At 39.1% G+C, this 12,921-nt stretch carries 8 protein-coding genes and 2 riboswitches; all 8 genes read right to left on the bottom strand.

Translation table 11 applies throughout. The annotated features are described in order from the left end of the window. Positions 1 to 401 precede the first annotated feature (401 nt). Entirely contained in the window at positions 402 to 1,517 is a 1,116-nt protein-coding gene (locus ACFQZ9_RS26315; RefSeq protein ID WP_498946363.1) for a serine hydrolase domain-containing protein, read from the bottom strand. A gap of 134 nt (positions 1,518 to 1,651) precedes the next feature. After that, complete coding sequence (ptsG, locus tag ACFQZ9_RS26310; protein WP_498946360.1) at positions 1,652 to 3,697, bottom strand: PTS sugar transporter subunit IIABC; 2,046 nt, start codon at positions 3,695 to 3,697, stop codon at positions 1,652 to 1,654. Between the two features lie 188 nt (positions 3,698 to 3,885). After that, positions 3,886 to 4,728, bottom strand: coding sequence for a glucose PTS transporter transcription antiterminator GlcT (glcT, locus tag ACFQZ9_RS26305; RefSeq protein WP_498946359.1), 843 nt, complete (start codon positions 4,726 to 4,728; stop codon positions 3,886 to 3,888). Positions 4,729 to 4,882: 154 nt separating this feature from the next. Further along, positions 4,883 to 6,208 carry an NCS2 family permease gene (locus ACFQZ9_RS26300; protein WP_498946358.1) on the bottom strand — a complete coding sequence of 442 codons (1,326 nt, stop codon included), beginning with the start codon at positions 6,206 to 6,208 and terminating at the stop codon, positions 4,883 to 4,885. A gap of 111 nt (positions 6,209 to 6,319) precedes the next feature. After that, positions 6,320 to 6,421: riboswitch (purine riboswitch) on the bottom strand. Between the two features lie 156 nt (positions 6,422 to 6,577). Next, a complete protein-coding gene (guaA, locus tag ACFQZ9_RS26295) occupies positions 6,578 to 8,143 on the bottom strand; it encodes a glutamine-hydrolyzing GMP synthase (RefSeq protein WP_498946357.1) in 1,566 nt (521 codons plus the stop codon). A gap of 116 nt (positions 8,144 to 8,259) precedes the next feature. Further along, positions 8,260 to 8,361: riboswitch (purine riboswitch) on the bottom strand. A 41-nt stretch (positions 8,362 to 8,402) separates the two neighbouring features. Further along, positions 8,403 to 10,628, bottom strand: a complete 2,226-nt coding sequence (locus ACFQZ9_RS26290) for a transglutaminase TgpA family protein (protein WP_498946356.1) — start codon at positions 10,626 to 10,628, stop codon at positions 8,403 to 8,405. Continuing rightward, on the bottom strand, positions 10,625 to 11,836 hold the full coding sequence (locus ACFQZ9_RS26285) for a DUF58 domain-containing protein (protein ID WP_498946355.1): 1,212 nt from the start codon (positions 11,834 to 11,836) through the stop codon (positions 10,625 to 10,627). The genes ACFQZ9_RS26290 and ACFQZ9_RS26285 overlap by 4 nt, the downstream gene beginning before the upstream one ends. Next, positions 11,837 to 12,793 carry an AAA family ATPase gene (locus ACFQZ9_RS26280; RefSeq protein WP_198313640.1) on the bottom strand — a complete coding sequence of 319 codons (957 nt, stop codon included), beginning with the start codon at positions 12,791 to 12,793 and terminating at the stop codon, positions 11,837 to 11,839. Positions 12,794 to 12,921 lie beyond the last annotated feature (128 nt).

The following is a 12,921-nucleotide window of genomic DNA, read 5'->3' as shown; positions in this document are numbered from 1 at the left end:
ATTAGGCACGCCGCCAGCGTTCGTCCTGAGCCAGGATCAAACTCTCCAAGAAAGTTGATATAGCTCATTTGTTACGTTGGCTCGTGTTCTCTATATTAATAGAAGAAACACGATAATTATTGTTTGTTGACGTTTTTGTCTGTTTAGTTTTCAAAGAACAATCTTGTTTCAGCTTCTAAAATCTCTTTCGGAAGCAACTCTATTAGAATATCATCCCATTAATGATTTGTCAACATTTATTTTTAAATCATTATTATCATTTTGTTGTTGACTCGTCATTAACGACTGCTTAAATATATTACCACCATTTCTATTGCTACGTCAACACTATTTTTCACTTTTTCAAATTAGAATTGGCTAGAATCCTTTTGAACCTTTTCTCCTACTTATATGGATTCGTTTTAAAAATATTTTTGGTAAAACCAAAATTTCGTCCCTAAACAAATAGAAGCCAATTTACGCGCCAGCGCTCCTGAATTCCACGTTCCATAATTATTAGACAAAACGATAACGGTAACCCTGTCCTTAATAAAATCCACTATTTCACATTTGAAACCAGGCAAACTGCCGTTATGCTCAATCATCGGTCTTCCAAAACTAATAAAGTTATTTGCTACTTTCCAACCGTAGCCATATTTAAAAACGCCCAATTTAGAGGTATCGATATAGCCTGTCTCCATTTTTTCAATCTCATTTGGCGAAAGGATTTTGAAATCATGGATCGCATTATTGTATCTCATCATGTCTCCGACTGTTGAAATAATATCACCCGCTCCTGCGAGCTGACTTTCATCATCACTTTCTACCGCTCTCTGCATGTTCCTATATCCGATTGCAAAATCCTTTGCATCCACCTTTCTAAAATAGGTATGATCCATACCAACAGGTTTAAAGATATTGTCCCGAAAATAGGTCTGATAACTTTTTCCAGAAACCTTTTCAATAATATAAGCAAGCATCATATACCCTGTGTTAGAATACATATATTTTGTTCCGGGATTGAAAGTCAATGTTTGTTTCTTCATTAAATTAATAAATGCTGGCAGAGTGATTGGCTTAGTTGTATCTGTTAGTTTAGAATGGTCAGCAACCCCCGAGCTGTGGGTCAGCAAACTTTGAATGGTAATTTTATCGCCATCAGGAAAATGATCTATATACTTCGATATTGGATCAGAAGTTTTCAATTTCCCGTTCTTTTCAAGCTGAAGGATGGATACCGCTGTAAAGGATTTTGTTAGCGAAGCGATACGAAATTGGGTGTTTAGTCGATTAGGAACCCCGGTTTCCTTATTGGCAAACCCATAGCCTTTTTCAAATATCGCCTTTCCATCCTTGGCAACTAACACGACACCATTAAATTGACTATCTACAGCCTCTTTATCCATAAACACTTCGAGCCTATTCTTGAGGTTACCTTGCAATCCCGACTGGGTGTTACCATATACATTAAATGCCGCTATCGTAATAATCACAAAACAGAATAAAACACTAATTACCCACTTGACTGACTTTTTCATTTGCACAGGATTGCCGCCTCTCAATTTATCTGTCTTTGTAATCAATTATACGTTTATGATTCGTTATTTCAAAAATTCGATACTTATAAAACACAAAAACCGACCCCATTTAAAAGGTCGGCTCCGCATACTACTTATTTTGTAATTCTTACGATATCTGCTTGTTTCAAATCTACTCGGCCTTGTTTTTCAAGCACGACTTTTTCACCTTCTGCTAAGTTGGTGAAAACAATTGGAGTAATCGTAGAAGTCGCATGCTCTTTTACATAATCCAAATCGACCTTTAATAATGGCTGTCCTTTTACAATACGGTCATTTTCAGACACTAATGTTTCAAACCCTTGACCCTTCAAATTAACCGTGTCGATTCCCACGTGAATAAGGATTTCGCGACCACCGTCGGATAAGATTCCAATTGCATGTTTCGTTGGGAATAGGTTAACAATTTTTCCATCAACAGGTGATACAACCGTCCCCTCTGAAGGAACAATCGCAAAACCGTCTCCCATCATTTTTCCAGCAAAGACTTGGTCTGGAACTTCAGTGATCGGTTTGATTTCTCCTTTTAATGGAGCAACAATGATTTCTTTACTAGTATTCCCGGCTGGAACAGCTTGAAGCTTAGTTTCCTTTGGCGCCGCTGCAGCTCTTGGACGTTTTCCTTCCATAATATCTTTCATTTGTCCTTTAATGGTTTCAGAACGTGGTCCAAAGATGGCTTGGATGTTATTACCTACCTCAAGAACACCTGCAGCACCTAATTTTTTCAATTGGCTTTTGTCTACTTCTTTAATATCATTTACTGATACACGCAGGCGAGTAATACACGCATCTAAATGAGCAATGTTTTTCTGTCCACCCATTGCATCCAAAATATTTGCTGCAAGGTCACCTGATCCAGCTTTTCCTGTTGGAGCGTCATCTTCTTCTTCCTCTAATTCACGACCAGGAGTTTTGAGGTCAAACTTACGGATTGCGAAACGGAATCCGAAGTAGTAAATGACTGCGAAGACAAGGCCCACTGGAATAACAATCCATGCATGTGTTTGCGGGTTAATAAGCCCAAATAAAATGTAATCTATCAATCCTCCTGAGAAGGTCATTCCGATTTTTACATTTAAAAGATGCATGGTCATAAAGGATAGTCCGGCAAAAATGGCGTGAATACCGAATAATACTGGTGCTACAAACAAGAATGAGAATTCAATTGGTTCTGTAATACCTGTTAAAAATGATGTTAAACCAGCAGAAAACATAAGACCGCCGACAACAGCTTTCTTTTCCGGCTTTGCTTCATGATAAATCGCTAAAGCAGCAGCAGGAAGACCAAACATCATAAATGGATATTTACCAGTTGTGAATGTACCGGCAGTTAGGTGTTTTACACCATCTTTAATTTGCTCCATGAAAATATGCTGGTCACCGTGAACAATTTGACCCGCTTTATTTGTATAGCTCCCAAATTCAAACCAGAATGGCGCATAGAAGATATGATGCAATCCAAATGGAATAAGAGAACGTTCAATAACCCCGAAAATAAAGGCAGAAAGCGTTAAATTTGCGTCTACCATGTTCGTTGAGAATGCATTTAAGCCAGATTGAATTGGCGGCCAAATCACAATCATAATTAATCCTAAAATGACTGAACTTGCTGCCGTTATAATTGGTACGAACCGCTTACCCGCAAAGAATCCTAAATAAGATGGGAGTTCAATTTCAAAGAATTTATTGTACATTGTTGCTGCAATGATCCCGACAATAATACCGCCAAACACACCCGTTTGCAGAGTTGGAATCCCCAATACAGATGCATAGCTTTGCGGATGTTTCGTTAAAGCATCTGCATCAATGCCTAGTGCTGTACCCATCGTTGCGTTCATGATAAGGAAACCAACAATTGCCGCTAGACCCGCAACACCGTCTCCTCCGGCTAATCCAATTGCAACCCCGACTGCAAATAACAGAGCAAGATTCCCAAAAATAACGCTTCCTGCTTGTTCCATAACTTTTGCAACCATTGCTACACCATGGTTATCTAAAAATGGTGCAAGATCTAATAAGGTTGGGTTTTGAAGTGCATTACCAATCGCAAGTAAAATCCCAGCAGCCGGCAAAATTGCAACTGGCAGCATTAATGCTTTACCGACTTTTTGTAAGACGCCAAAGGCATTTTTAAACATGATATAACCCCCAATATTTTTAATTTAGCTCATTAAGCGTTTTCATTTATGGCATAAAACCAACAAAAAAAGGCATGAGTAAAAGTAAACTGAATAAAGGTATGGGTTTAGAATGCCCCCTACACTTTATTTCAATGAATACTTTTCACTCATGCCTGATCGAATCAGTAACACGTAAAAAATAATAGCTATTTAATTTTCTTTTGAAGCCTTTGCAAATGCATTGTTAAATAAACTGCTTCTGCATCATAGACTGTCAACCTTAATGTTTGCTGCATTACCTTAATGAGCTTCCAGGAAAGATTATAGCATACTGGATATTCTTCTTTCAATAGGGAAGCAATTTTTTCTGGTTCCTCTACCCGCTCCCCCTTCTGCACTCTTTCAATCGCAAATCGGAGATGACGAACAAGACGCATATAATCAATGCTTTCTTTATCAATTTCAATATCAAGCTGTTCTTCGACCATTTCAACCAGCCTGCTTATAAGCTGAGAATGACGGTTCACATCGGAGAGATTTTTATTTGTAATCGCACTATGAATATGCAGTGCAATAAAACCAATCTCACCATCTGGGAGGTTTATTCCCGTTTTCTCTCGAATGTATCGGACGACTTCTGCCGCTACTTCGTACTCATGCCGATACAACGCTTTTGTTTCCACTAAAAACGGGTTGGACATTTCCATCCCTTGTGATGCCCTTGTAATTGCAAACATTAAATGGTCCGTTAAAGCAACATGGATATGTTCATTGAGCTGTGAATTTGTTCTTTGCTTGATCAAATCTATGGCAGAAATAATCACTTCAAGAAAATCATTATCAATAAAAGGAAGCAGCTTAATATAACTTTCTTGTTCATTTTCATTTTTTAAAACAAAAAGCTTTTCAACTGTATCAGTCTCAATAAAATTCCCCTGTTTCCGATTGAAACCAATACCTTTTCCAATTAAGACAACTTCTTCATAGGAAGGGTGTTTAGCGATTAAAACATTGTTATTCAACACTTTATCAATCAATAATTTTGCCATACCCTTTTCTCCATTTCCCTTTTCCTTAGTATCATCATCGTAAAAGAGAGAATACAGGAAGTCAACGGCAATTTTCGACTATTTCCACGGAAATCATGACCAATAGTCGACAAAAAAGGAACCTCAATCCGGGAAAGAGGTTCCTTTTTCTCACTTATTTCAAAATAAAATATACAAGAAAGATTACAAAGAAGAGATACATAATAGGATTAACATCCTTGATTCTTCCTTTTACAATCATGGTAATTGGGTAGAAAATAAACCCAATTGCAATACCTGTTGCAATGCTATAAGAAAGCGGCATGGTAATCATCGTTAAGAAAGCCGGTACGGCAATCTCAAATTTTTTCCATTCAATATCGCCTAACGAAGAAACCATCAATACTCCGACAATAATCAGTGCAGGTGCGGTAACAGCTGTAGTAACTACTGATAATAACGGGAAGAAGAAGATTGCTAAAATAAAGAAGCCCGCTGTTACTAATGAAGCAAATCCTGTTCTAGCCCCTGAAGCTACTCCTGCAGTAGATTCAATATAAGAAGTAGTAGTAGAAGTTCCCAAAACAGCACCAACCATTGTTGCAATTGAGTCAGATAACAACGCTCTTCCTGCATTCGGAAGCTTGTTGTCTTTCATTAATCCCGCTTGGTTAGCAACTGCAACAAGCGTTCCTGCATTATCAAAGAAATCAACAAACAAGAATGTCAGGATAATTCCCACCATACTTGTTGACCAGAAAGAACTGTCACTAAAGGATGAAAATACAGCACCAAATGTTGGATCTAAACTTGGTACTTTTCCGACAACTTGATGAGGAACATCAATTAAGTTAAAAATCATTCCGACAATCGCCGTGATAATCATTCCAAAGAATACGGCTCCTTTTATTCCTCTGGTCATCATGATAACCGTAACTAAGATACCAAAAATCGTTAGCAAAGTATTCCCGTTTGATAAGTTGCCTAAGCCCACAAGAGTTGCATCATTTTTTACGATAATTCCTGATTCCTGAAGTCCAATAAAGGTGATAAACAAACCAATACCTGCCCCAACGGCATGTTTTAAATCGATTGGAATCGCATTAATAATTTTTTCACGAAGTCCAGTGAGTGTCAAAACGAAGAAGAACACACCAGAAATTAATACCGCACCTAACGCATGCTGCCAAGGGATTTTATCCCCCAATACTACGGTATAAGCAAAAAATGCATTTAACCCCATCCCCGGCGCAAGCGCAAGCGGGTATTTTCCAAGGAGTCCCATGACAATTGAACCGATAGCAGAAGCAATAGCCGTTGCCACAAATACTGCTCCATAATCCATTCTTAAAGCATCCGGGAACCCTTTAATACTTGCTAAAGATAAAGTTAGTGGGTTTACCACTAAAATATAAGCCATTGCTAAAAAAGTAGTCATACCGCCCATGAATTCTTGACGATAACTGGTACCGAACTTTGCAAACTCAAAATAGTTTTTCAACCTATTTACCCCCTAATTAATCCTTTATCTAATAAAATCACCAAAAAACGCTCCGGTATCCACCGAAGCGTTGACAAAAGGCATATGTAAATAACAAAAGGACAAAAATCCCCTATTAAAAACTCACCTCGTAGTCAAGCTATTTACGGTAGCTCGGTAGAAACTTCTGGGCCCTATCCCCAAGATTATACGACACAATATGACAATTATTTAGTACGTTAGTATCATATCAAGGAGGAGGTTTTCTGTCAATAAAAAATACGAACGTTTTTTATTATTAAAATAAAAACATTCGTATTTTCCAACATTTATTTAATTTTTGTACAACTAAAAATCAGTGGGGAAGCCCCCACTGATTAAAATTTCACCTTATTCCCACTCAATCGTAGCTGGCGGCTTGCTGGTAATATCATAAACCACCCGGTTTACATGAGCAACTTCATTGACGATTCGGGTTGAAATAACTTCAAGCACATCCCACGGAATCCGTGCCCAATCGGATGTCATCCCATCAATCGAGGTAACAGCACGAATACCAATCGTGTAATCATACGTTCTGGTATCGCCCATAACCCCAACACTGCGAATGTCAGGAAGGACAGTAAAGTATTGCCAAATTTCTCGGTCTAAGCCTGCCTTTTTAATTTCCTCACGTAAGATCCAATCGGATTCACGTACAATCTCTAATTTGTCATCTGAAATTGCACCTAGTACCCGAATACCAAGACCCGGTCCAGGGAATGGCTGGCGCCAAACAATATCATCCGGAATCCCAAGTTCAGTTCCAAGAGCACGGACCTCATCTTTAAAAAGGGTATTCAATGGCTCAATTAATGTAAACTGCATGTCTTCAGGCAGACCACCGACATTATGGTGGGATTTAATCGTTTGCGCCGTTGCCGTACCACTTTCAATAATATCGGTATAAAGCGTTCCTTGCGCTAAAAACTCAATTCCTTCAAGCTTCGCTGCTTCATCGTCAAATACATAGATAAATTCGTTACCGATGATTTTACGTTTTTTCTCCGGATCTGAAACACCCTCCAATTTGGAAAGGAAGCGATCCTTTGCGTCAACCTTGATAACGTTCATATGGAAACCTTCGGAGAAAGTTTTCATAACACTTTCTGCTTCGTTTTTACGAAGTAAACCGTGATCCACAAAAATACATGTCAGTTGGTCGCCAATCGCTTTATGGATTAGGACAGCTACAACAGATGAGTCTACACCGCCACTAAGGGCACAAAGGACTTTTTTGTCACCGACAGTCTGGCGAATCTTTTCCATTTCCATTTCGATAAAGTTTTCCATCGACCAATCGCCGCTGCAATCACAAACATTGAAAACAAAATTCTTCAGAAGGTCGTTTCCATAAACAGAATGGCGGACTTCCGGATGAAATTGTACTGCGTAAAGCTTTCTTGCTTCATCACTCATAGCTGCAATCGGACAGTGTGGATTCGTTCCAACTATTGTAAAACCTGCAGGTGCTTCAACAACCAAATCACCATGGCTCATCCAAACAACCTGCTCATTTGGAAGATCCTTAAATAAAGCAGATTGATTTTGTATGGTCATGGTTGCTTTTCCATATTCACGCTGCTTTGCTTTTTCGACTTTGCCGTCAAAATGAACGGTCATTAATTGCATCCCATAACAAATCCCCAGAATTGGCAGACCCATTTCAAAAATCCCTTCATCACAACGGAAGGAATTTTCATCATAAACACTGTTTGGACCACCCGAGAAAATAATCCCTTTTGGATTCAATTTTTTGATCTCTTCTACGGTAATTGTGTGGGGATGCAGCTCACTATACACACCAAATTCACGAATTCGGCGGGTAATAAGCTGGTTATACTGGCTTCCAAAATCTAAAACAACTATCATATCCTGTTTACCTGACAATGCGGCCACCTCTTTTTTTAATTTCATGCAATTTTAATTAGTTTTTACTACAAATGAAAAAAATAAATAAAAAAAGAAAACTAGCTTTCTCCAACCCAAAAAAAAATAGGAAGGCAGAATTCTAGTTTTCTCGCAAAATCGCTCAAAAAACTTTCTGCCTTCATAGTCGGGCCATTTACGGCAGCCCGGTAGAGACTCTCGAACCCTATCATCGAGGATATATGAAGGTAACGTAAAACGAACCTTATTGAATTAAAACTTATTGTAGCAATTTGTCGTTTTTTGTTCAAGCGATTGTCTTTTTAATTAAATTTTCCCACAATTCACAGGCTTCCTTCCAACTTCCTTCAGGCAGCTGATTATGATAGAGATACTGTTCATATCTTGAGGTCAAACGTGTCATTTCACTTGTTGAAAAAAATGAGTCAACATAACTGGCATAATTTCTTAAGGTTTGATTTTCCTTCCGAATAATCCCGTATCTCTCGAGCTGTTTTAATAAAATTAAGTAGGCATGACTAATATTTTCATCTTTTTTCCTAAAACGGAATCTTAGAAGGAGGAGATACGGATACCATTTTCCACGAATTCGATAAAGAATCCCTGAAACTCCTAAGGCAACCAACAGGATAAGCGCCAGCGGCTTCCAAAGCTTTATAAAAAATACTTTTATGTCCTTTAGAAAGCCCTTTTGATCTGTAGACTTTTCAGAACTCTTCAGATTTTCCTCTTCATTTAGCGGTTTCTTTACTGGTTTCATTGCAGGTATTTCCGTTTTTGAGGTACTGCTTAAGCTTGTTGATCCATCTAAATAGCTTATTGAAACATCATTTGAAAAACCCTTCGTCGGTTCAAACGGCACCCATCCTTGATCTGGTAAAAAAACCTCTACCCATGAATGGGCATTATTATTGGTAATTTCGTAAATCTGTTTAGAAGGATCTTGCTTACTATATTGTAAAAAATCCCCTCCTGTATACCCTTTTACCCAGCGTGTCGGGATCCCTAGTGTCCGCAGCATGACTGCCATAGAGGTGGAAAAATTATCGCAATAGCCTTTTTTCGTCTCAAATAAAAATTGATCGACATAATCATCACCTATCCCTGGAAAAGCGACATCCTTTTGTTCATAGGTGTATTCCATACGACTAAAATATTTCTCCACTGCTTTTGCCTTGTCAAACCAATTGGTTTCCTTCGATGTTATCTTCCTGGCTAATTGGGTAACCCTTTGAGGAAGCAGCTCCTCAGGCAGCTGCGTATATTTTTTGTAAAAGATAGGGTCGATCACTTTAGAATCAAATTTCTTTGTTTTCCTTAAATCTTTTGCCTGATATTTTGGAATGTCGAACACAATTGTATAAAGACTCGGGACAATCGGTTGGTCATAGCTAGAAACCGCAACAATTCGTTCCATTGTTGTATCCACATTAAGCGAAATTCCGCCCACGGGATTAGGATAGAAATTTAAAATTTTCTTAACCCCTGCAGGATAGATCACATGAGGATATTGGTAATCCTGAACCGGAAATACTCTCGCCTGTTCCTTCTCCGTTTTTACAGTCTTACCCAATGGATAAACGGGTACAAAATTCCCTTCCCTAAATGGAATGGTTTCAGATCCCGGTGATATCACCCAGCCTTTTCCCGTATAGGTATCCTTAGTCTCCACTTTCCAATAATTCTTCCCATTTGCTTCTATGCGAAAAACAGTTTTATTATCGCCCAAAAATGGGCCCCCTAGTTGGGCATCATTCGTTCCATAACCAATCCTCTGGATTCCCCCACCTTTGTCATCACTGTTGTATTTCTTATCTCCTTTTAAATACGGGACCGGGTCAGGCCAGATTGGAGCAGCCTTTGGTGCAGCAATCCCAACAAGGACACTAAAAGCAATCATCCCGGCAAGGGGTATCATCCACTTTCTTGGCGTAGCATATTTTTTATCGATTTTTTCTTTTGCAATCATCCGGTAAAAGGTGAGCATTCCCATTACAGTAAACCCAAGAACAACTGTTCGAACGATCGCCGCTTTTGCACTGTAGGGTGTAAAGGTATCCAAAACGGTAATGTAGATTAACGTCATGAAGAAAAAGATAAAAATTCTTTGACGTTTTAACAGCCAATAATGGAGTAAATACACCATTAACCACAATAGAATAAAAAACAAGAAGGAACGGAATTGGTCTGATAAGTTATTCCAATCTCTTGTAAAAAGCAAGGCAGTATTATTTTTCAAATCAGCCAAAAACGCAGCCAGCCAGCCAATGTCGAAAAAGCCTTCCTGGTAATATAGTCGATTGATTGAAAAGAACACATAGAATACTTTTATCAAAAACGACAATATCCATTTTATACGATAAAATGACATCACAATTGATAAAAGTAAGAACACTATAAAGATCCAAATATGGCTCGTATCGGTTAATTGTTCAATTGGCCGAAGCCACTCCCACAAAAGGAAAAAAACCAATGCATATAATAAAAGGGTTGAAATATCCCGACTTTTCAACGGAAACTCACCTCCGAGAAAGCTAGGCTGAAGTCCCCTTCATGGATCATAATAATCCGAACCCCGCGAGCATTTGCAATCACGATGAGCGACCGTTCATTTTCGGTTGGCGATTCTTTTTCAGCTTTGATAAGAAAAATGGTGGTTGAGCCCTTTCTTCGACCGAGAAAGCTTGCCTTTTCAATAAGCGGTTTGTTCAATTGTGCGGTTACCACCATAAACGATAGCGTTTGCTGAATAAGTAACCCATCCATTTCTAACACTTTTTCCAAAGAAGAAACGCTTTTGGCTTCAATTTTTGCAAGGTGATAAAAGAGCTGTTTGAGATGCGGTTCTCCCCCTCGAATGGGAAAAGAGGCTCTTTCCTGACTGATTGTTAATAGACCCGTTTGTGCTCCTTTTTTCAATACTGCCCTTAAAAGTGAAGCAGTAAAGGAAACAATCGCTTCGAAGCGTGGATCCGGTACACAATCCATCACCACAAACACATCGTGCGATTGCCGCTGCTCAAATTCCTTTGTCATGATTTCATTCCGTTTGGCGGATGCCTTCCAGTTAATCCAGGAAAACCGGTCCCCCGGCTGGTAGTCCCTTACTCCAATTGCCATGGAAGTATCGCGCTGTACCCGCTCCCTTGAAGCAGTCATCCCTTGATCATAGTGGTTTTCAAACGGACGGTACAGAAGCTCAGAATAGGCAGGGTAAACGATGATTTTATTTTCAACTGTAAAGACCTTTTCCTTTTCGATTAAACCAAGCGGATCGCCGATTCTTACCTTAATCGATTGAAAAAGATACTCACCTCTCGGTAGTTCATCAATGGTGTATTCGTAGGAAAGCTCTTTTTTCAAACCGGCAATGAGGAGTGCGTTTTGGTTTATTTGCAATGGGGAAAAGTTTTCTCTTAGTTGGTCGGCAGCCATCAGGTAGAACAATGAAAAAGAAGATCCCCTTCGGAGGGTGATTTTAACCTTTAATGGTTCACCGGCATTGTAATCAGATTTTGGAATTTCTCTAATTACCATCATGTCCTTTAAGGAGTAAAAGGATAAAACCAAGCAATAGAAGCCAAATGGCAAAAAGCTGTAAAATAAAAACCAGCTGACAAATCCACCTTGAAACATTGCGTAAGAAAAGGTTAAGAGAATCAAGAGTAATAAAACCGTAAACTTCCAAACCTTTTTAAAAAAAATGGCTATTTTCTTCATTTATTTCACAAACCTTTGAACCGGAACTGGAACTCTGCCAACGATCCCGCTAATAACCTCTTCTGCGGAAATCCCTTCGAATTTGGCTTCTGATTTTAAAATAATCCGATGGGATAGGACGAATGGAGCTAAATATTGAATATCATCAGGAAGAACAAAATCACGCCCGTACATAAAAGCATATGCCTGAGCAACTTTCATTAAGGCAATCGATCCCCTTGGACTTGCACCTAGATAAACACTGCCATGGCCTCTTGTTCGGCTGACCACTTCGACAATATACCGCTTCATCGTATCATCGACAAACACCTCTTTAATTTCCTGTTGCAATAAAAGCAGACCTGCGAGGTCAATTACCGGTTCTAGTTCATCAATTGGCGGAATCTTTTGCGCCCGGTTTAATACCTCTATCTCCTCCCCCAAGTCGGGGTAGCCCATTTTCATTTTTAGTAAAAAACGGTCAAGCTGTGCCTCCGGGAGCGGGTAGGTCCCTTCATATTCAATTGGATTCTGTGTTGCCATCACAAAAAACGGCTTTTGGAGCTTATGGGTCACGCCATCAATCGTTATACTTGCTTCCTCCATCCCTTCCAAAAGGGCAGATTGGGTTTTCGGTGATGTCCGGTTAATTTCATCTGCAAGGATAATATTTCCCATTAAAGGACCCGGACGGAATTGAAATTCCATTTCTTTTGGATTGTAAATCGAGACTCCCGTAACATCTGACGGTAATAAATCAGGGGTGAATTGTATTCTGCGAAACTTGGCGTCTACCGATTTAGCAAGCGCCCGCACCATCATCGTCTTCCCGACACCTGGTACATCTTCTAATAGGACATGACCTCCAGCTAATAGGGAAACAAGGCTAAGTTCTGCGACGTTTCGCTTTCCGATCATTACTTTTTCAATATTCGCAAGTATTCTTTCTATTGTTGGATTCATATTTTCAAGGGACATTTTAAATCCTCCTCCGTTGTTACACCAAATGTTTGCATCATTCTAATTAATTCTATAAATGAAAAATAAATCCTGTAATAATTTACAAATAATGCAAAAAGGACGCTTCCTTAAACGGAAACATCCTT

Source organism: Neobacillus sp. GCM10027624 (genome assembly GCF_042675345.1).
Classification (GTDB): domain Bacteria; phylum Bacillota; class Bacilli; order Bacillales; family Cytobacillaceae; genus Neobacillus; species Neobacillus cucumis_D.
The sequence above is the reverse complement of the archived record's forward strand: the minus strand, read 5'-3'. Positions and strand labels throughout refer to the sequence as shown.

Bases quoted from the DNA above. Each gene is read 5' to 3' on its own strand.
- ACFQZ9_RS26315 (WP_498946363.1), bottom strand. From the start codon at position 1,517: ATGAAAAAGTCAGTCAAGTGGGTAATTAGTGTTTTATTCTGTTTTGTG.
- ptsG (WP_498946360.1), bottom strand. From the start codon at position 3,697: ATGTTTAAAAATGCCTTTGGCGTCTTACAAAAAGTCGGTAAAGCATTA.
- glcT (WP_498946359.1), bottom strand. From the start codon at position 4,728: ATGGCAAAATTATTGATTGATAAAGTGTTGAATAACAATGTTTTAATC.
- guaA (WP_498946357.1), bottom strand. From the start codon at position 8,143: ATGAAATTAAAAAAAGAGGTGGCCGCATTGTCAGGTAAACAGGATATG.
- ACFQZ9_RS26285 (WP_498946355.1), bottom strand. From the start codon at position 11,836: ATGAAGAAAATAGCCATTTTTTTTAAAAAGGTTTGGAAGTTTACGGTT.
- ACFQZ9_RS26280 (WP_198313640.1), bottom strand. From the start codon at position 12,793: ATGTCCCTTGAAAATATGAATCCAACAATAGAAAGAATACTTGCGAAT.